We start from the raw sequence: 18,162 nt of genomic DNA, 5'->3' as shown, positions 1-18,162 counted from the left end.
CATTGTGTCTCCCTAGAGTTTTGTGTTGCAAGTAAGAAGACTTCATCAAAAAAACAAAAAGATTGTTAAATCTAGCTGGTATGGTACTTTAACCAGCATTGATACTCTTGCAGAGTGATAAGGAATACTGTAAAGCAGTTTGCTTTGGTAATAAATTTAACTTTAATTTCCGTAGTTTGAATACCGTAGATTTCCGCCCAAAACCGTCCATGTCCTTTGAGTAGAGGAATTCTATGAGCCTAAACTTCGCTGAGCTGTTTGACGAAAGCTATTATCTGGGGACGAATCTTGATGTAGCGCAAGCCGTCGCTTCAGGCGCATTCACCAGTGGTCTCGATCACTTCACTCGGTTCGGTCGTTTAGAGGGTCGAGATCCTAGTGCTTTTTTTGACACCAAGTACTACCTCAGTACTAACCCGGATATTGGTGTAGCGATCGCTGCTGGAACTATCCCTAGTGCCATTGATCATTTCGTGCAGTTTGGGCAGACAGAGGGACGTGAGCCAATTTTTCTGTTTGATAGCAACTACTATTTGGCAAAAAATCCTGATGTGGCTCAGGCTGTGGCAGCGGGCATCTTTAGCAGCGCCTATGACCACTTTTTGGAGTTCGGGCAACGAGAAAGTCGGAGCTTCGGTCCGTTTTTCGATACCAACTATTACCTCAGCATCAACCCTGACGTAGCTCAGGCTGTGGCAGCAGGAACGATTACAAGTGCAGTGAGCCACTTTCTACAATTTGGCCAAGTGGAAAGGCGTGCCCCCATTCCCTTATTTGATAGCGACTACTATTTAGCCCAAAACCTCGATGTAGCTCAGGCAGTAGCAGTAGGCGCTTTCAACAGTGGTTATGAGCACTTTGCCTTGTTTGGACAGGGGGAAAATCGCAGTCCGAGCCCGGCTTTTGACGGGAGGGCTTACTTGGCGCGTTATGCCGATGTTGCCCAAGCGGTGGCAGCAGGAATCTTCAAAAGCGCTTTCGAGCATTTTGCCTTGTTTGGCCAAGCGGAAAACCGTCTGGGAGTCAATGCTGCTCCTGTGGTCGGCAATCAAGCAATCACGACCAACGAAGATGTGGCGATTACCGTCAATGGCTTGCTGAATACTAGTGATAGCAATGGTGATGCGATCGCGATCGCCAGTGTCGGTCCAGCAGCAAACGGCACTGTGACCCTCAATCAGGACGGCACCCTCAGCTACACACCCAACCTCAACTTCAACGGTAGTGATACCTTCACTTATACAGTGGCTGATGCCTTTGGTGGTACCGCGATCGCCACGATAAGTGTCTTAGTGAATCCATTGCCGGATGTTCCGATCGCGACTAACGACACGGTCTCCACCAGCGAAGATACCCGACTGACGATTAGCAGTAATCTTCTCTTTACTAATGACATTGAGCCTGACGGCCAAACCTTACTCATTACTGGCTTTACCCAACCTGCGAATGGCTCGGTAGTAGGGAATGGTGACGGTACTTACGTCTACACGCCCAACGCCAACTTCAATGGCACAGAGAGCTTTACCTACACTGTGACTGATGGCCTCGACGGTTCTGCTACGGCAACGGTGACGATCTTGGTTGGAGCTGTTAATGACACCCCAATCGCTGGATCTGATAGCTTGACCACGAATGAAGACACGTCCGTTAGCTTTACCCAAGCGAACTTACTCACGAACGATTCGGACGTTGAAGATGGACTGCTGACAATCACAAGCTTTACTCAACCTACAAGTGGCAGTTTAGCCAGAGATAACAACGGCAACTACCTCTACACCCCTGCCCTCAACTTCAACGGCAGCGCCAGCTTTACTTACACCGTTACAGATAGCAATGGTAGTTCGGCGATCGCTACAGCCAACCTAGTAGTGAACTCGGTCAATGACTTGCCTATTGTCGGCAGCAATACCGCGACCACAGTTGAAGATACGTCTTTAATTTTGAACGCAACAGACTTACTCGCCAACGACTCCGATACAGAGGTTGGAGAGTTGCTCATTACTAGCTTTACCCAACCTGGGAACGGCAGCTTAGTGGGTAACAATAACGGCACTTATCTGTATACACCCAACTCCAACTTCAACGGCAGCGATAGCTTTACTTACACCGTTACCGACAGCAATGGTGGCACCGCTAGTAGTACGGTGACTCTCAGCGTGACTTCAGTTAACGATTTGCCGATCGCGACTGGAGACAGCTTTAGTTTGGATGAGGATGGCACGCTGACTATTACTGCCAACAATCTGCTGCTCAACGATCGAGATGCAGATGGCACCCCGCTGCTGATTACCAATTTCACCGCTGCTTCCAAGGGGCAATTAGTCGATCGAGGTGGCAATACCTACCTTTACACCCCAGAGCCCGGGTTTAGTGGCAGCGATAGCTTTACTTACACCATTACAGATGGCACCAGCAATAATGCAACGGCAGTAGCTGTGGTCACGCTCACCGTTAATGCGGTCAACGACATCCCCATTGTTGGCAATGATGCGTTTACCACCAATGAAGACACAGTGCTCACGCTCAATGCCACCAACTTACTGACGAACGATTCTGATGTGGAAGGAGAACCACTGGCGATCGTTAGCTTCTCGCAACCGGCGAATGGCAGTGTCATGGGTTTTGGCAATGGCACGTATCTCTACATGCCCAAGGCAGACTTTAGTGGCAGCGATAGCTTTACTTACACTGTCCGAGATGGTGTAGGTGCGACAGCAGTAGCCAACGTCAATCTCACGGTGATTAAGGACACGAATGTCCCGCCCATCGCCCTAGATGACTTTGTGACAACCGATGAAGACACGGCGATCGCCAGCTTCAACGCCTTCGCGAACGATACTGATGTCGAAAATACTCCGCTTACCCTCGTCTCGTTTACCACGCCTGATCAAGGCACTGTCACCTTTAGCGAGGAAGGGGTCTTTACCTACCAGCCTAATTTTGGCTTCAACGGTAGCGATAGCTTCAACTACACCGTCAAGGATGGCAACAACGCTACGGCCTCTGCCACCGTTCGCATCGGGGTGAATGCAGTCAATGATGCGCCTGTGCTCAATCCTGAGGCTGCACCTCTATTAACGGCGATCGCTCCTACTGCCACCGACAGTCCCGGTAATATGGTGTTTGAGTTATTGGGTACCCAAGTCACGGACTCGGACGTAGGTGCCCTCTCAGGCATTGCCATCACAGAAGCGAATGATGCCAGCGGCACTTGGCAGTACTCCCTCGACAATGGCAACAACTGGACGGACATCTCTGGAGTTTCAGAAAAGTCAGCTCAGTTATTAGCTGGCGAAGAACTGATTCGCTTCCAGCCAGAACCTAATTTCCTGGGCCTTGCCACTTTTACATTCCACGCTTGGGATCTCACAGATGGCCAAAACGGCGAGACCATCGACTTAACCACGAGTGGCATAGGTGGTAGTAGTGCCTTTAGTAGTGGTACCGAAACTGCCATGCTTCCAGTTGTTATCGGCGGTATAGTTCTCGATCCGTTACCCGGAACCGGATCTGGAATTTAATTTCAACTATTTGAAGCATTGATTAATTAGCAGCGGGGGTGTGCAAAGGTATACCCTCGCTTTTGTTTATAAACACGAATGCGATCGCGTCCCTCCTAAAATTTGGCTACTATTTTGGATACAAGTAGCCATGCCCAGAGTCTTTGAGGCTTCATACTGAACAGCATGACCAGCAATCCCAACTCATCTCAGTCTCACTCGCCTATGTCTGCGCCGGAACCCGGCTCACCTGACTCTAACTCTGGCGCTAATAGCCTTAATGGTGCGGCGAGTAATCAGCTTTACCAAGAAAACTTAGCGGCTAACCAATCATTAGGGGCACTAACGAGTAATTCTTTACAAAAGTCGCGGCAGCCTGTCGTGCGGCATGCCCAGTCTCAGAAAGGGGTTCCGGGTAGCTCGCCAGCGACCACCGCTGCTACTTCTGTCATGATCTTGGCAGCGATCGCGATCATGCTGATTGGGTTTGGACTGGATAATGCTTGGTTTGGTTGGGCAGGGGCTTTGGTGGCTTTGCTGCTGTCTTTGCAGGTGGTGTGGCCTGTTTGGCAACCTGCGATCGCCGATTTATTCCCCCGACAAGAGCAATCGGTTTGGATCGGCACTGTAGGACTGATCGCAGCTCTGGTGGGTCTTTATCAACTTACTGGCTTCAATCAGCGCCTGAATAATTGGATCAATCAGTTAAATTGGGATGCGGTTGGAGCGTTAGGCGAAGTTTTTGGCGCGTTAGGGCAGATTTTAATTGCGGTTTTAGCGGTTTATATTGCTTGGCGACAGTATGTGATTTCCAAAGACCTGACAATCCAGCAGAACCTTATTACTCAACAGCAAACCATTGACACCTATTTCCAAGGTATTTCAGATCTGGTGTTGGATGACCAAGGGTTGCTAGAAGATTGGCCACAAGAACGGGCGATCGCGGAGGGCCGTACGGCTGCCATCTTTAGCAGTGTGGATGCGGGTGGAAAAGCCAAAATTATTCGGTTTCTCTCGCGGGCCAAGCTGCTAAGTCCCTTAAGGCGCGATCGTCGGTTGGGCCGAGCCATTTTGGATGGGGTTGGTGGCTACGAAGAAGACCGAATTCATGGGGTCCGAGTCATTGACTTAGGGGTGATGCTGGCTGGGGCAGATTTGTCTGGGACTGATCTTCGCTGGACTGACTTAAGCGAAGCCAATTTAGTCCGGGCGAATCTTAACAACTGCGACCTAGTAAAAGCCAACTTAGCCAGAGCAATTTTGTATGAAGCCAAGCTGCAAAAGGCTGACCTAGAAGGCACCCGTCTGTTCTATGGCAACCTTGATACTGCCACGCCTCGCAGCCGCACAGAGGCTCCTGACTACCGCGCTGGCCTGCATACAGGGGCAGTCGTAGAAAACGCCGATCTCACGGGGGTAAAACTGTCGGAAGATCAACGCTGCTACTGCTGTGCTTGGGGCGGCTCCAAAACTAGAAATACAATCATGGGCGGCTGTGAAGGCATTCCCAATCTACTAGGTCGTTAACTTAGAGTAATTCACGCCTTTAATCTGAAGTTTGAAGAGAATTGTATTCTTTACCATCCCAGTAGATCGTGCGGCTAGCTGATGCTGCTTTTGCCATCAAAATTCCTTCTCCTAGAGCCGAGATTGACTGATATTTAGCCATTTCTTCCTGAGGAACCACTGCCCAAATATCATCGGCACCCAACTTGTCGGGATCATCAATGATAGTTACCTGCTCTGTACCACCCTGAAAAGTTGCCATCACTAAAGGAGAACTCAAGCCATTTTGAACTGGTTTTTCTTGCAGCATTAAGGCAATATCAATTTTGCTGTCGCCGTTAAAGTCTCCTCGCAGATATAGAGGTCTGATGTCTCTAAAGACCATGACATAACGTTCATTCAACTTTTGCTTAAAAAAAGATTCTCTAACCCATAGAGGCACGTTGCTATATCTAATTTGGGCAATAAATGAGGATTGGTCTGACCCATCGCCATAGCCTTGCACTGTTTTCGGATCATACGTAGTGTCATAACTAGCAGTTTGCGGAGAGCGCTCAGACGGCCTACTAGGACTACTCTCTGCTCCAAGAGTTGAGGTTGGAGTTGGAACCTGATTTTGGAAGTTCTGTGCAGTCTCCACCGAACTATTTGAAGCACGATTTGTGGAACAAGCGATCGCAAACCATAACAGAAGACAAATTGTTGTCCAACGAGCGATTGAAGTTTTCTTCATAATATTTTCTCCTCTTTTGCCGAGGTAAAGATTTCTTTTTAGTTTTAATTTCTTTTGAAGAGAATACAAAGCGATCGCCTCAATAGAGTCACATGCGATCGCTATCTTTAAAGCATGATTAACCCTGAAGATATAAATACAGGCTGAATTAAAGGCTTTTCGCAAAACCTCATCTTTCTGTCTGTAGCAAGCAGGAGCCTGCACTACGAATAAATTCAAGAAATAGAGAAATTAAGGTTTGAATAATAATTTTTTAGAGAATTTTTCTCCGGTAGTGAGTAGTTACTTGCTCAATGAAAGCTTGCCATTGCGGCGCTGGAGTCCAAATTTGCTGTAAGTCTTGGAGTGCTGCTTCAGGAGCAACATTTTGGCAAAGGGTGCGGTACAAAAATATAAAAGCTGAAACCCGCATATTGGCAGCACAATGGACAAACACTTTTTTGTCGTGGTTAGCTGCCATCACCTCAAAGAAATTCAAAGCATCCTCAACCTGCGGTTTTTCCCAATCAACTGGAATGTGAATATATTCCATCCCGTAACTCGTAACGATCTCTGCTTCGTTTCGCAGCGCATTGGTTGAGGTGAGTAGCGCTAAATTCACCACAGTTGCGTAACCTGCGGCTTTAATGGCTACGAACTGCTCGACACTCGGTTGTCCGGCTGTGCCGATTTGGTCAGACAGGCTGAGGAAAGCTCGAATTTCTGCAAGTTTAGGAGTATTCATCTCAATCTCCTGATCTATTGCTGAGTCTATGGTTAATCAGCGCGGGGCGATCGCTCAGAGTAATAGCAACTAAGGGTATATTCATCACAAGGTCAGCGTGCAAGTACTGGCAGGCTAGAGACGGATCATGCGCCCTCATTATTCTTTTGTAGTTCCTATTTATAACGAAGAAGCTACCATCCCAGAGCTGTATCGCCGCATTAGCAGCATCATGGACCGCATGGATGGGCCAGTGGAGTTGATATTGATTAATGATGGCAGTCGCGATCGCTCTTGGGAACTATTGCGGGAGCTGCACCAACGGGATGCGCGGGTTTGCTACTTGAGCTTGGCTCGCAACTTTGGCCATCAAATCGCGGTGACGGCGGGGCTAAACTTTGCCCGTGGGCAAATTGTGGTGATTTTGGATGCGGATTTGCAAGACCCACCAGAACTGATCCCCGACATGGTGGAAAAATGGCGGCAAGGCTATCAAGTGGTTTATGCCCAACGTACGCAGCGCCAACGCGAAGGTTGGTTTAAGCGTTTCACGGCCTATGCTTTTTACCGCATCCTGAAGCAGTTAGCCGATGTCGAAATCCCTACCGATACAGGAGACTTTTGTTTGCTCGATCGCCAAGTGGTGGATGTACTGAATGCGATGCCAGAGCGCAATCGTTATATTCGAGGGTTGCGATCGTGGGTTGGATTTCGGCAAACCGCAATTTTGTTTGAACGGAACCCTCGCTTTGCAGGAGATGTGAAATATACGTTCCGCAAGTCCTTGGGGCTAGCTGTGAATGGCTTGGTTTCGTTTTCCAAAGTACCGCTGCGCATTTCGACTTATATTGGGCTATTTTCTGCGGCGATCGCGCTTTGTATGGCAATTTTGGTGCTTTACTGGCGATTTTTTGCCCCAGGTTCACCTTTGACTGGCTATGCGGCTATTATTGTGGCGGTCTTTTTTCTGGGTGCGGTGCAATTGGTCAGTATCGGCATCTTGGGCGAATACATTGGCCGCATCTATGAGGAAATCAAAGGTAGACCGCTCTACACCCTTGCAGAAGTGCAGGGATTCCACGAAACAGAGGTCCCCAGCCCCAAGGTAAGCTCTAACGGTCACGCAGAGCGTCGATAGCGTTAAACATGAGATCCGGAAACCAGCCAAGCATTTACTGCTAAGTGCTACCTGCTAACCCCCTACTGCCACTACCTGTCCCGTTTCTGCCGATCGCCGCGCGGCGTCTGCCACTTTCAAAGCGTACAAACTGGCCTCTGGTGACACATATAAAGGAGTGCCTTTATAGAGATGATCTAAAACATTGGCTGTGTCTTTCGCGAACAAACCCCGTCGTCCGCCCACCTCAACCACCTGCTCGCCAGCAGCTTGAATTAAAGTGCCGCGATCGCCATCAAAAACTAAAGCTCCTTGTGTTCCTTGCACTTCAAAGGTACGAGCCGATTGCCATAGAGTTTCTCCTTTGCCATAGGTGACTTCAGCTAGCACCCCATTGGCGAAATTCAAGTGGGCGGTGCACAAGCAAGCTTGATAGAAACCAGAGTCTTGATCGACTTCAGGTTGCCTCCAGTAACGCGCCTGACAACTCACAGTTGTAACTGTGCCAAACAAATCGGTTAAGCGATGAATCCGGGAAGTAGCACCCAAAAAGGGAAAGCCAAACAGTTCTGGCTGGTAAGTCCATTTTTGCGGCGCGGGATTTTGGGGATTGATTGTGGCGTAGCGGGCGTAAAAGACGGAGCCAATCTGCGGCAAAGATTTCCGTAGGGCCTGATGCAAGCCGCCCAAGAGTTCAATATGCTCGACATGTAGTAATTTGTTTTGGGTTTTAGCTAGGGCAATCAGCATTTCTGCCTCGGCTACATCCAAAGCCAAGGGATACTCAACTACGACATGCTTGCCTGCTTCTAGGGCCGCTCGGGCGATCGCTCCGTGATCCCGATTTACCGTACAGATCACCACCAAATCAATTTCCGGGCGATCGAGTAGGGCTGACCAATTGTCCAACGCCTCAGCTTGGTAAGTTTGGCTAAAGGCAACGGCTCTTTCTAGCTCATGGCCCACTACTGCTGCCAGTTGCGATCGCGAATCTGCTTGAAATGCCTCTGCTCGTAACTTTGCGGCATAGCCAGTCCCAACCAACCCCACATTGAGGGGAAATGGAGCCATATCTTTGAAGAAATGCGTGGTCACAACTACAAATCCAAGTCAGTACTAATGAACAAGATGGCAAATCTATAGATTACCGAATTGTTCTAATCCAGGTAGATAGTTTTAGCTCCAACCCGACTAACTAGCGTAGTTGATGAATTCTAATAAAACAGATAATTCTTACTAATTTATCGCTTGATTTTGGAACTAATAGAATTCCATTTGTCAACTGCTAAACCCTCATAGCATCTTACTTCTAAGCCATAAATCTAATAAATGGGCTGAGAAAGGAACCTGTAAAAGCCATTTAGTCAAGCCTTTACCCGTCCCATAAGTATAAGTAGATCAAATGACCAAATTTCATTACGAATCCCATTCAACCCAACACCTGATTTGGTGTTACAAGTTTTAATTTTTCCCGTAGTATCTAGAAGTGAAGCTGATGAAGGAAGCCATTACTCAGGAAGATGCCTGAAGTCGCCTTTCTACAGGCTTTACGTGCCGATTCATTGAACAGAGAGGACTACTGCATGCCAACTTTTAAGGTCACCTTGATCAACGAAGCTGAAGGGCTCAACACCACTATTGAAGTTCCTGATGACGAGTACATTCTTGACGCCGCAGAAGAGCAGGGAATTGACCTTCCTTACTCCTGTCGCGCTGGTGCTTGCTCTACCTGTGCTGGTAAGATCACCAGCGGCAGCATTGATCAAAGCGATCAGTCCTTCTTGGATGACGACCAAATCGAAGCTGGTTTCGTGCTAACTTGCGTGGCTTACCCCACCTCTGATTGCACCATCCTGACCCACCAAGAAGAAGAACTGTACTAAAAAATTCGTTTTGTCGGGCCAGAGAGAAATGCTGATTGGTTGAGTTCTCTCTGGCTCTCACCAAGCTTCTAAACCTTTTTGCTAAAAGAGGAACTTAGATGATATTGGTCGAGGGAGTAGGCAGGAGTGCGAGTTGCACTGCCTGCCTTATTTTTTAGCTTCTAGGAGCCGTTTGGCGAGACGGAGTGCGCCAAAAGGTCAGCGCTTGACTAATCGGTTGAATCTGAGTGCCCGGATAGTAGAAACTCAAAATTTTCTGATTAGTCCAGCCCAACTTGCCTAGACGGTAGGAGCCAGTTTGACTTAGCCCTACGCCGTGTCCCAGCCCTCCTCCCACAAAGGCGTAACCTTTGAGAACTTTGTTGGCTCCATAAATGGGGTCTAAGTAAAAGAGGGTACTGTTGGGTGGGTAGAAAGCGTTGAGAATGTCATCTTTTTCTAGTTCGATCGCGCCTCGATCCGTTTGTGCCACCATCTTCAACACGCGTCCCGCAGGCGATCGCTCGGTGACTTGGAGTTGTTGAATAGCTGTGAAGTCGGCTAAGGGATGTTTATTGCTCTGCAAATATTGCTTCAGATCTGTGGTCAGCCGAGCTAAACTGCCCTCCTCGCGCCAGCGGAACATATCCCATCCCTCCTCGTTGAAGCCTTTACGCTGAGTAATAAAGGCCCGGAAGTTTTGCTCATTGGCTAAGCTACGCTGCGACAAATCCCAAATATTAGCGGCTGAATCGATCACGGCTCGCAGGTAAGGCCGAGGGGCACCATTCCAGACATCGCTAAAGGGCGCGGTTACCCCACCTGTGGTCGAGGAGTATAAAGCGTCCACTAGTTCGTTTTGGTAAGTCAGCACCAAGCCCCGAGTTGCTGCGATCGCGCGATCGGCTTCAGGCACGGTTCCAGTTAATCCCCAATACACTTGGCATTGAGTATCGGCGCAAAGCTCATAACCATCGATCGCGAAGCGACGTAAATTGCGTAGGGCGTAAGTACGAGCCAAAATTGCTTGGGCTTCAACCGCAGGCTGGGGTGCTCCAGCCCCAATTTCGTGCGGCACAACGCCTCGCAAGTACGTTTCAATGGGCACTTGATTAACGAGGGTATAGGTGCCGTAGGAGTTGGGTTGCAGGCGTATTGTCCCAGCATAAAGCCGACTGGTTTGCTGCTCTTTGGCGATTTGTTCGGGACTTTTGTTTTTCTCTTTGCTGCCCGGCGTGACCTGAACCAAACTGCTACTACTAGTGACTTGCAACTGATCCCGGGTGTAGCGGTAGCCATCTACGATAAACGAGGCTTTCGGGACTTGGGAAAGAACTTGGGAATCAATATACGCAGTCGCATTACCTTGGTCTTGCAAGCTTTGCAGTAGTAAACGCCGCAGGAGCGGGGAACTGTATACATCCCGCTTAGCCCAAACTTGCCAGCGCTCCGGCTGAGCAACTTCAACTTCAATCCCTTGGGCCTGCCACTTGGCAGCGCTGTCTTCAGCACTCTCGAAGCTGCGGTGAGTACTCAGGACCACTCGTTCATTGACTTGAGGTTCTGGTAGTGGCTGCATCACCACATCCATCTTTACCTTGGTAGTGCTTAAGGTTTGGCGGATGGGGCCTGTCGTAAAAGTTAGGGTCAGGCGATCGCCCGCTGGGGCTTGCAAAGTTAGTTCATCGGTGGGTTTGGTGCCAAATCGTTGCACAACGCCAAGTTGTAGCTCTGGTTCTGGGGGCGCAGCAGAGACTCCTGCCTGGACTCCTAAGCCTGCTAAGCAGGAAGCAGCGATCGCCATACCAGATAACTCAAACCAAGGGAGACGCAGTGGGTTTCTCTGAACCTTGGGGTTTTTAGCTTTAGAGGAAGCAATGGGTTGAAGCGGTTGGCTCACAGGTCGCGGCATCGCAAGAAGACTTCTTTGACAGAATACGGCAGTTCGACGAAAAAAACAGGGAAAAAGATCCGTAATTTTCATCAGGCTTAACAATCTCTTTCCTGGCTTCTCAGCAAGTCGCTGCGACAAGAGAAATTATAAAAAATGTTGCAAATCGTAGTCGGAATGAGTATGATTTAGGACATAAGCAATTATCTCTCCGCCGTAGCCGATGGCCAGAATTGAAAATATTCCCATCCAAAAAATCCGTCGTCCTTTGTTCCGACAAAACGACCCTGCTAAAGTTGCCGCTTTGATGACTTCTATTGAGGCAGAAGGCTTAAGAGAACCCATTGATGTTTTAGAAGTTGAGGGCGAGTACTACGGGTTCTCGGGTTGCCACCGTTTTGAGGCTTGTAGTCGCTTGGGTCATGAAACAATCCGCTGCAATGTTCGTCGTGCGCCCCGCTCAGTTTTGCAGATGCACCTAGCCTAAAGCTGAAAGTAGCAACCGAGTAAACTGCCTTTTGTATTAACGCTGACATTTAGCGATGACTGTCTACCTGGCATAATCTAGTTGCAAGCTGGATGGTTAGCTAACAAAATCCTTGAGTTACCTACGGAGATATTATGCAAGCCCAATCTAAAGGTATCGCCATCAATATCGGTATTAGTGAAGCCGATCGCAAGGAGATTGTAGACGGACTTTCCCGTCTGCTGGCGGATACTTACACGCTTTACCTCAAAACTCATAACTTCCACTGGAACGTGACGGGTCCCATGTTCCAGACTCTTCACCTCATGTTTGAGACTCAGTACACCGAATTAGCTTTGGCTGTGGATCTAATTGCTGAGCGAATTCGTGCCCTCGGATTTCCTGCTCCTGGCACCTACAGCGATTTTGCCCGACTTAGCTCGATCGACGAAACTCCCGGTGTCCCCACCGCCGACGAAATGATTCGTCTCTTGGTAGAGGGTCAGGAAGCTGTGGTTCGCACTGCTCGCTCTGTTTTTCCAGCCACGGAGCGGGTTAATGATGAACCAACGGCTGACCTGCTAACGCAGCGGATGCAAATTCATGAAAAAACAGCTTGGATGTTGAGAAGCCTACTCGATCAGTAAAATCTCGAATCATTACTTGGGACGTCATCAACTTCAGACTCACGAACGGGTAGAACATGAGATGGTATTACTTCAGAGCTACCCGTTGAAGTGCAAGTAGGATGATCCCAACGAACTCTCCAGACTACACCCATCAGTTGCGATCGCTTATGCAACCGGTGGGTGTTTCCAGCTTTAAAACCCTAGCTCAAAAAGCCGACGTGTCAGAGTGGCAGGTGCGGCAACTGCGGCAAGGACAAGCTACTCAGATGCGAGCCGAAGCTTTGATTAAGCTCAGCCAAGCTCTAAAAATCTCCTTGCTTGAGCTGATTAGCACTTTTTCTCAGGTTGCCCTAGAGCCAGAGGTACGTCCTGTTTCGCCGACAGTTAGTGAAACGGGTTTGGAGGCTGAACTGGTAGCCGTGAAGTTGGAATATGAGCGAGCGCAAGCGCAATTGGCTCAACAACGAGAGGCGCTTTGGCAAGAGTTTCAACAATCTGTTTTGCAGGCGATCGAATCTTGGCTTCTGCAATGGCCGACAGCGGCTTATGCAGCTCAACAAAACCCTCAAGCACCAGCGGTCAGACTGCTACCATTACTGCGACCGATTGAAACTTTATTACAGCAGTGGGGAATCGAGGCGATCGCTGAAGTGGGAATGGAACTGCCCTACGATCCAACTCAGCATCAATTGATGGAAGGAACTGCTCAACCTGGCGATCGCGTCCGAGTCCGCTACACAGGTTATCGTCGAGAGGAGAAGCTGCTTTATCGCGCTAAGGTGAGTCCAGGGGTTGTAGCTAAGCCCTAAACACCTGCGTTTTAGCATCCTCCAAGATTCAGAACCTACGCCAGCTCAACAATCTCTCATTTGACTGATGCTGCAATTGTGTGGATTTGTTGCAGTAGAAAGAGAGCTGAAGCGTGGAGAAAAATAAAAATGCGTAAGTTAAATATTGGTTTGACCGAAGAACAGCGTCAAGGCGTGATTGGATTGTTGAATCGTGATCTGTCTAACGCTTATTTGCTTCTGATCAAAACTAAGAAATACCACTGGGATGTAGTTGGTCCTCAATTCCGCTCTCTACACCAAATGTGGGAAGAGCACTACCAAGCTCTGACCGAAAACATTGATTCACTGGCTGAGCGCGTCCGGATGTTGGGTGGCTACCCCGTTGGAACTGCTCAAGGCTTCTTGGAAAACGCATCCATTGAAGAGCATGGGGGTGACGTTCCTACAGCTGAGCAAATGGTTTCTAACTTGGTCGGTGACCACGAGCAGGTGATTCGTAATCTGCGTGACCATGTAGACCAGTGCTCCGAGAGTTTCCATGATGAAGGAACTGCTGACTTCCTCACAGGTTTGATGGAACAACACGAAGAAATGGCTTGGATGTTGCGCTCCTTTATTGAAGGGCAGTCAATCCAGCCTGATGGTCAGACTAGTGCAGAACCCAAGCTGACTGTAGCTGCGAACTAAATTAGTTTTGTAGATTAGAAGTTTTAGGGTCAGAGAGGCAAAGCTTAGGCTTTGCCTCTTTTGCTTATAAAGATTAATTGACTGTGAGTAGGCGATCGCTACTAAAAAGCCAAAAGTTTTTAGTAAGAATTTCCCTAGAGTCTTTTCTCAGAGTAATTAGCTAATTTCCTGTGGTTAGGCGCAATCGCTGATACAGGTTGAGTCATTTGGCTAGGGGAGTTTCGGGGTCTGCAAAGAGAGAATTGAGTTGTTAAGCGCAAACTTTTTCTTACTTGAAGAGATCTGACCCATATGACACCGGAAGAATTCAGAGAGGCTTATCTAGCAGCTCAAAATGGCCTTGGAAATGATCTGCAAACGCTAGTAAGTCTGTCTAAAAAATTCAGCGAATTGGCAACTAAATTCAGCGAGCTAGCAGATAAAATCCCAGTAAACTACTCAAAAATCAATGAGATTGTAGAAGATTTTATTGATCAACAAGAGCCGTAACCGTTAGTTAAATGATTGAGTAAGCGGTCTTCAGTTCAACTTCAATTGTTTTCACCAAATTCTCTAGAGCGATCGGTTTTGTGAGATACGCACATGCTCCCAAATCGATCGCTTTTTGCTTCTCGCTCTGGAAGGCGTAGGCAGAGGCAACGATGACGGGAATGGCAGACCAGACAGACGATTTTAGTTGCTGAAGCAAAGTCAATCCATCAATGCAAGGTAGCTTCAGGTCGAGAAGCAGTAGCTCAGGTTGGAACTCAGCTAAGGCTGAAAAGAAGTTGAGGCCATCCGGTAGGCTCAGAACCGTGTAACCTTCAGCTTCTAAACAGTCGTGAGTAATTAAGCGATGCAGCTCATTGTCTTCAACAATCAAGATTCGCTCTTTAATAGTGGTTGAATTGTGAAGTTCAGTGATTGTCATCGCTATCTCTATCAAGTTCCTGTAAAGCTTCGAACTTCCTATATTGTGCGTTCAATTTTTTCCGTTGTACTCACTGAACTGGCCGAACTATAGTTAGCAAAATCGCGTAAAAATTGCGCTCTTTGAGCAAATTTTATCCTTTCACTGTTTAATCAGTTAGGCAGCATGGTTTTTTCCGAAAGTAGGCATCGCTCTCCTATTACATTTATTGGCGCGATCGCTGCCTCGCTTCATCCCTGCGCTTTGCTTACCGTCTGTCACGCTCTAGTCGTTGAATAGGGGCTTTCCAATACCAGGCTTCAGGATGTCTGCTTGCTAAAACGCTCTTTTCGTAGAGCACCATTGAAAATATAGCCAAACGGCTTGATGCAATCTTGAGGGTATATTTCATTCATGTGGTTAATGCTGATCTCTTTAGCTGCCCTCACCGGAGGCATCTGTGGCTGGATCTTCCAGGGGAACCGTTCCGTTATTCTGGGAGGTGCAATTCCTTGGTTTGGGCTGCTGGCGTGGCTACTCTACAACGAGTATTTCGTCCCCTACCAAGGAGGTGGAGCATCCATGTGGCCGATCGCCCAACTTTTTGCTGGCTCTATAGTGGCTGTGGTGGGTGTGCTTGCAGCGGTTGCTGTTCGTGAAGTGAAAGCGAGACTGCGAGGAAACAAGCGACCATAAAACCGGGCGTTCACAAGTTGAACCCGTACGAATCGCTTTCCTACTACGTTTTACGTTTACTGACGCGATCGCTGCCTCGCTTCAGCCCTGTGATCGCCCCACCACATCAGTGCCAGAACAGGAATCCCTATCACTAGAGGCACCAGAAATCGGAAATCGGCTGCGGCCACCCCTACTCCGGAAATGGTGAGAGTAAGGAGTGCTGTAATGAAATATCGGGTGTTAATGCTTTTTCCCAGATGCTTGAGCAGTAGTAACACTGGCCAAAAAATGACAAAGAAGGCCAAGGCAAATAGGAATATACCCAACAACGAATAAAAGACGAAGGTCAAAGACATACAAAAAGCTTAAGACGAGAAATTCTGCCAAATACCCCTTCAGGATGCCCCACAAGCGATCGCGTTGTCATGCTGAAGCGATCTCTCTAGGTAGTGGAGTTGTAATTTGATTCTTACCGTTTGCAGCTTATGAATTGCATCGCTACTGAGTTCATGCGGTTGGTGAGAGCTGGCGCTTTCGTGCTTTTCTAGATGGTTGAGAGCAGGCTTTGTATGGGGAGGTTGACTGCGACTTGATCTTAAGAGCCTTTTTTCTCACCTCAATAGGGCGATCGCTTCCCTAGTGTCGATCGCGCCTCAATTTTTCAATCGCTGCTTTGCAATTTCCTCTCTCAAAACCAATTAGACGCTCGGCTAAGGCTTTGTCACCACCACACATTCTGATGAGTTGCCGCTTTAAGTCTGGGTTTTGCTTGGCTTCCAATCTGGGCAGTGCTATGGGTTTGCCTAACTCCTGCACAGCCCAAACTATAACGACTGCCGCTGAAGTGATTAAAAAGAACCAGACCCAGAAACTGAAAAAGCCATAGCTACGGAACAGGACTGAGCTAAATACACCTAGAGCGATGCCAGCATATGTGCTCTGATTGATGATCTGTTGCTGGTGATGGGTAAATTGCTGATTGTTTTTCACGAAAATACTGACGGGGAGAGTCAACGGCCTGCTCTGGATTTCTCTAGAGAAGGCTTTGTTCATGTTTCCCGTAATAGTGCGATCGCTCCCGCTAAACCATAAACTCAGCGAGTTCTGCTTAAAACAACAAAGCCCGCTCAATTTAATGAGCAGGCCTTATGCGATCGGAGCGGCGGGATTCGAACCCACGACCCCTACTACCCCAAAGTAGTGCGCTACCAAGCTGCGCTACGCCCCGTCGTGCTTTACGACTATACCATAACTTCCCAATTCGGCACAAAAAATTAGAAAACTTTCAGGACTTGAATAGCTTGCAGCAGAGCGGGCACTGCCGAATCAGGCCAACTGCCTTCTCCCCGGCGTCCAGTTTGTAAAATGAAACGCAAGCTGTAGGTATGGGGATAACCTTCGGCTTCTAGCCACAAGAGATCGCTTTCCGCTTCACAGCTAATCTTTTCTTCATCCATTAATTCTGTAGCCATGTGCTGCATGGTGCCAGCAAGCTGCTCAGTCAGACGGCAGAGGTCGTTTAATTCCGCTTCGGTTAACTCAATGGCCCAGTCTGTCCCACCGACTAGCCCTTGAAATTCCTTAGCATTAGGGTCCCAACCTAGTCGCCAACCAGGTCCACTTTTGACTAGTCGTTCCATTTAAATGCCGTGGTATCTGCCCAGAAACTAAGCCTAAAAAGTAAAGGTAGTTCAGCAGACGTACATCCACTCAACTACCCACTTAAATTAAATTGCATTAACTGCTAAGGCAAGAGCAACCGCGCATCTCCTGGCTTTGGTTGAGGGAGCCTTGGTGAAGTCGGAGTCCCCTGAGGCCGAGTCGAGCCTGATGGAACATTACTCGCTGGGTTCGGGTTGGGTTGAGCCGCTTGACTAGCCCGAGGACTAAACACATTAGTCAAAGCTTGAGCTAACGCATTCCGTTGGACTCGATTTAAACGACCAATCGCCATGCGATCGCCTTCTAGGGGATTAGTCTTTAAGGTGTCGTACCCTGGATACTGAGATTCCTGCATCAGGCTGTTGGCACCCAAGTAATCAGCCAAGGTTAGCTTCCAGTCCAAGCGATATCCAGGGGGTCGCCCCTTCACGTAGATGTGATAGCGAATTAAACGTCGAACCAACGTGTTGTTGGGGTCTACCTTACCTGTTTCTGTGCTGGTGTACTGGTTTTCACGGGGCAAGTTAGGGATCTGCTTGTAGACTTGCTGCCAAGCATCATCAACTCTAACGACGCTTTGGGAGAAACCAGGGCTTTGAGAGAAAGCAGGGGCTGGATTGAGCAAGCTATGGTTGCCCAAACTCATTACCGCTGCGATCGCAGTTAAGCCCGCAACACTTAGAACAGTGGCAATAAACTTTAGAACTCGATTTCGTCTTTTCACTCGCCAATAATTTCTGGTTGAGTTAACTCATCCGACATTTCCATGATCGCCCGTAACACGGGTTTCATCTTGGGGTCATCAATGCTGTCAAAATCTTCAAACCGACGACGCTTCGCCCGATTGGCAACTTGCACAGTGATCCGATAACGATTAGAAGCGGCCCCAATCAAATCTTCAGCCCGTCGCATGATTTGGGTGGTATCGAATACAGAACGCTTGTGCATAGAATTTCTAAGTTAGGAGAGCAATCTCTAGTCTATCAGGAGTCTCCCAGACGCTGTTTGATCCTTAAAAGTTGCGTTTATGTCTGCTTCTATAGATGCA

20 protein-coding genes and 1 tRNA gene are annotated in these 18,162 nt (G+C 48.3%); 10 read left to right on the top strand and 11 right to left on the bottom strand.

The genetic code is table 11. The annotated features are described in order from the left end of the window. Positions 1–233: 233 nt before the first annotated feature. A complete protein-coding gene (locus H6F68_RS04750) occupies positions 234–3,521 on the top strand; it encodes a cadherin-like domain-containing protein (RefSeq protein ID WP_190556906.1) in 3,288 nt (1,095 codons plus the stop codon). Positions 3,522–3,686: 165 nt separating this feature from the next. Further along, positions 3,687–5,027, top strand: a complete 1,341-nt coding sequence (locus H6F68_RS04745; RefSeq protein ID WP_190556904.1) for a pentapeptide repeat-containing protein — start codon at positions 3,687–3,689, stop codon at positions 5,025–5,027. A 19-nt stretch (positions 5,028–5,046) separates the two neighbouring features. On the opposite strand, the gene H6F68_RS04740 is transcribed toward H6F68_RS04745, so the two are convergent. Further along, positions 5,047–5,943: a hypothetical protein gene (locus tag H6F68_RS04740; protein WP_190556902.1), complete on the bottom strand. Its 897-nt coding sequence runs from the start codon at positions 5,941–5,943 to the stop codon at positions 5,047–5,049. A 49-nt stretch (positions 5,944–5,992) separates the two neighbouring features. After that, entirely contained in the window at positions 5,993–6,463 is a 471-nt protein-coding gene (locus tag H6F68_RS04735; RefSeq protein WP_190556900.1) for a protein tyrosine phosphatase family protein, read from the bottom strand. A gap of 127 nt (positions 6,464–6,590) precedes the next feature. On the opposite strand from H6F68_RS04735, the gene H6F68_RS04730 reads away from it, so the two are divergent. Further along, the gene (locus H6F68_RS04730) at positions 6,591–7,580 is read left to right on the top strand and encodes a glycosyltransferase family 2 protein (protein ID WP_190556898.1); all 990 of its coding nucleotides are present in this window, start codon (positions 6,591–6,593) and stop codon (positions 7,578–7,580) included. 54 nt (positions 7,581–7,634) lie between these two features. Here the strand turns inward: H6F68_RS04730 and H6F68_RS04725 are convergent, their stop codons facing one another. Continuing rightward, positions 7,635–8,630, bottom strand: coding sequence for a Gfo/Idh/MocA family protein (locus tag H6F68_RS04725; RefSeq protein ID WP_190556896.1), 996 nt, complete (start codon positions 8,628–8,630; stop codon positions 7,635–7,637). A gap of 512 nt (positions 8,631–9,142) precedes the next feature. On the opposite strand from H6F68_RS04725, the gene H6F68_RS04720 reads away from it, so the two are divergent. Continuing rightward, on the top strand, positions 9,143–9,442 hold the full coding sequence (locus H6F68_RS04720; RefSeq protein ID WP_190437124.1) for a ferredoxin: 300 nt from the start codon (positions 9,143–9,145) through the stop codon (positions 9,440–9,442). A 154-nt stretch (positions 9,443–9,596) separates the two neighbouring features. On the opposite strand, the gene H6F68_RS04715 is transcribed toward H6F68_RS04720, so the two are convergent. After that, entirely contained in the window at positions 9,597–11,333 is a 1,737-nt protein-coding gene (locus H6F68_RS04715) for a SpoIID/LytB domain-containing protein (RefSeq protein WP_242065349.1), read from the bottom strand. A 202-nt stretch (positions 11,334–11,535) separates the two neighbouring features. On the opposite strand from H6F68_RS04715, the gene H6F68_RS04710 reads away from it, so the two are divergent. From H6F68_RS04710 to H6F68_RS04690, 5 genes are all read left to right on the top strand, one after another. After that, positions 11,536–11,799, top strand: a complete 264-nt coding sequence (locus tag H6F68_RS04710) for a ParB N-terminal domain-containing protein (protein WP_190551111.1) — start codon at positions 11,536–11,538, stop codon at positions 11,797–11,799. Positions 11,800–11,954: 155 nt separating this feature from the next. Further along, positions 11,955–12,425: a Dps family protein gene (locus tag H6F68_RS04705; protein WP_370587959.1), complete on the top strand. Its 471-nt coding sequence runs from the start codon at positions 11,955–11,957 to the stop codon at positions 12,423–12,425. Positions 12,426–12,526: 101 nt separating this feature from the next. Then, positions 12,527–13,216: a helix-turn-helix domain-containing protein gene (locus H6F68_RS04700; protein ID WP_190556894.1), complete on the top strand. Its 690-nt coding sequence runs from the start codon at positions 12,527–12,529 to the stop codon at positions 13,214–13,216. A gap of 129 nt (positions 13,217–13,345) precedes the next feature. After that, positions 13,346–13,885 (top strand): Dps family protein, encoded by a 540-nt coding sequence (locus tag H6F68_RS04695; protein WP_190437130.1) that lies wholly within the window; start codon positions 13,346–13,348, stop codon positions 13,883–13,885. 291 nt (positions 13,886–14,176) lie between these two features. Continuing rightward, on the top strand, positions 14,177–14,374 hold the full coding sequence (locus H6F68_RS04690; protein WP_190437134.1) for a hypothetical protein: 198 nt from the start codon (positions 14,177–14,179) through the stop codon (positions 14,372–14,374). A 7-nt stretch (positions 14,375–14,381) separates the two neighbouring features. On the opposite strand, the gene H6F68_RS04685 is transcribed toward H6F68_RS04690, so the two are convergent. Next, complete coding sequence (locus H6F68_RS04685; protein ID WP_190556892.1) at positions 14,382–14,795, bottom strand: response regulator; 414 nt, start codon at positions 14,793–14,795, stop codon at positions 14,382–14,384. Positions 14,796–15,197: 402 nt separating this feature from the next. Between H6F68_RS04685 and H6F68_RS04680 the strand changes: the two genes are divergently transcribed. Continuing rightward, positions 15,198–15,470, top strand: coding sequence for a hypothetical protein (locus H6F68_RS04680; protein WP_199299905.1), 273 nt, complete (start codon positions 15,198–15,200; stop codon positions 15,468–15,470). Positions 15,471–15,526: 56 nt separating this feature from the next. Here H6F68_RS04680 and H6F68_RS04675 read toward each other — a convergent pair whose 3' ends face one another. From H6F68_RS04675 to H6F68_RS04650, 6 genes are all read right to left on the bottom strand, one after another. Then, positions 15,527–15,808, bottom strand: coding sequence for a hypothetical protein (locus H6F68_RS04675; RefSeq protein WP_190556888.1), 282 nt, complete (start codon positions 15,806–15,808; stop codon positions 15,527–15,529). A gap of 280 nt (positions 15,809–16,088) precedes the next feature. Continuing rightward, positions 16,089–16,505 carry a hypothetical protein gene (locus tag H6F68_RS04670; protein ID WP_206755497.1) on the bottom strand — a complete coding sequence of 139 codons (417 nt, stop codon included), beginning with the start codon at positions 16,503–16,505 and terminating at the stop codon, positions 16,089–16,091. A 101-nt stretch (positions 16,506–16,606) separates the two neighbouring features. Continuing rightward, positions 16,607–16,680: transfer RNA gene (locus H6F68_RS04665), tRNA-Pro, on the bottom strand. A gap of 46 nt (positions 16,681–16,726) precedes the next feature. Further along, positions 16,727–17,092 (bottom strand): DUF1818 family protein, encoded by a 366-nt coding sequence (locus tag H6F68_RS04660; RefSeq protein WP_190556884.1) that lies wholly within the window; start codon positions 17,090–17,092, stop codon positions 16,727–16,729. Between the two features lie 104 nt (positions 17,093–17,196). Continuing rightward, a complete protein-coding gene (locus tag H6F68_RS04655) occupies positions 17,197–17,838 on the bottom strand; it encodes a hypothetical protein (protein ID WP_190556882.1) in 642 nt (213 codons plus the stop codon). Continuing rightward, the gene (locus H6F68_RS04650; RefSeq protein ID WP_190437156.1) at positions 17,835–18,062 is read right to left on the bottom strand and encodes a DNA-directed RNA polymerase subunit omega; all 228 of its coding nucleotides are present in this window, start codon (positions 18,060–18,062) and stop codon (positions 17,835–17,837) included. The genes H6F68_RS04655 and H6F68_RS04650 overlap by 4 nt, the downstream gene beginning before the upstream one ends. Positions 18,063–18,162 lie beyond the last annotated feature (100 nt).

Source organism: Trichocoleus sp. FACHB-262 (genome assembly GCF_014696035.1).
GTDB lineage: Bacteria > Cyanobacteriota > Cyanobacteriia > FACHB-46 > FACHB-46 > Trichocoleus.
This window is presented reverse-complemented; position numbering and strand designations above follow the sequence as displayed.

Coding starts and splice junctions, on each gene's coding strand:
- H6F68_RS04750 (WP_190556906.1), top strand. CDS start 234: ATGAGCCTAAACTTCGCTGAGCTGTTTGACGAAAGCTATTATCTGGGG.
- H6F68_RS04745 (WP_190556904.1), top strand. CDS start 3,687: ATGACCAGCAATCCCAACTCATCTCAGTCTCACTCGCCTATGTCTGCG.
- H6F68_RS04735 (WP_190556900.1), bottom strand. CDS start 6,463: ATGAATACTCCTAAACTTGCAGAAATTCGAGCTTTCCTCAGCCTGTCT.
- H6F68_RS04730 (WP_190556898.1), top strand. CDS start 6,591: ATGCGCCCTCATTATTCTTTTGTAGTTCCTATTTATAACGAAGAAGCT.
- H6F68_RS04725 (WP_190556896.1), bottom strand. CDS start 8,630: ATGGCTCCATTTCCCCTCAATGTGGGGTTGGTTGGGACTGGCTATGCC.
- H6F68_RS04720 (WP_190437124.1), top strand. CDS start 9,143: ATGCCAACTTTTAAGGTCACCTTGATCAACGAAGCTGAAGGGCTCAAC.
- H6F68_RS04715 (WP_242065349.1), bottom strand. CDS start 11,333: ATGCCGCGACCTGTGAGCCAACCGCTTCAACCCATTGCTTCCTCTAAA.
- H6F68_RS04710 (WP_190551111.1), top strand. CDS start 11,536: ATGGCCAGAATTGAAAATATTCCCATCCAAAAAATCCGTCGTCCTTTG.
- H6F68_RS04700 (WP_190556894.1), top strand. CDS start 12,527: ATGATCCCAACGAACTCTCCAGACTACACCCATCAGTTGCGATCGCTT.
- H6F68_RS04695 (WP_190437130.1), top strand. CDS start 13,346: ATGCGTAAGTTAAATATTGGTTTGACCGAAGAACAGCGTCAAGGCGTG.
- H6F68_RS04690 (WP_190437134.1), top strand. CDS start 14,177: ATGACACCGGAAGAATTCAGAGAGGCTTATCTAGCAGCTCAAAATGGC.
- H6F68_RS04685 (WP_190556892.1), bottom strand. CDS start 14,795: ATGACAATCACTGAACTTCACAATTCAACCACTATTAAAGAGCGAATC.
- H6F68_RS04680 (WP_199299905.1), top strand. CDS start 15,198: ATGCTGATCTCTTTAGCTGCCCTCACCGGAGGCATCTGTGGCTGGATC.
- H6F68_RS04675 (WP_190556888.1), bottom strand. CDS start 15,808: ATGTCTTTGACCTTCGTCTTTTATTCGTTGTTGGGTATATTCCTATTT.
- H6F68_RS04670 (WP_206755497.1), bottom strand. CDS start 16,505: ATGAACAAAGCCTTCTCTAGAGAAATCCAGAGCAGGCCGTTGACTCTC.
- H6F68_RS04660 (WP_190556884.1), bottom strand. CDS start 17,092: ATGGAACGACTAGTCAAAAGTGGACCTGGTTGGCGACTAGGTTGGGAC.
- H6F68_RS04650 (WP_190437156.1), bottom strand. CDS start 18,062: ATGCACAAGCGTTCTGTATTCGATACCACCCAAATCATGCGACGGGCT.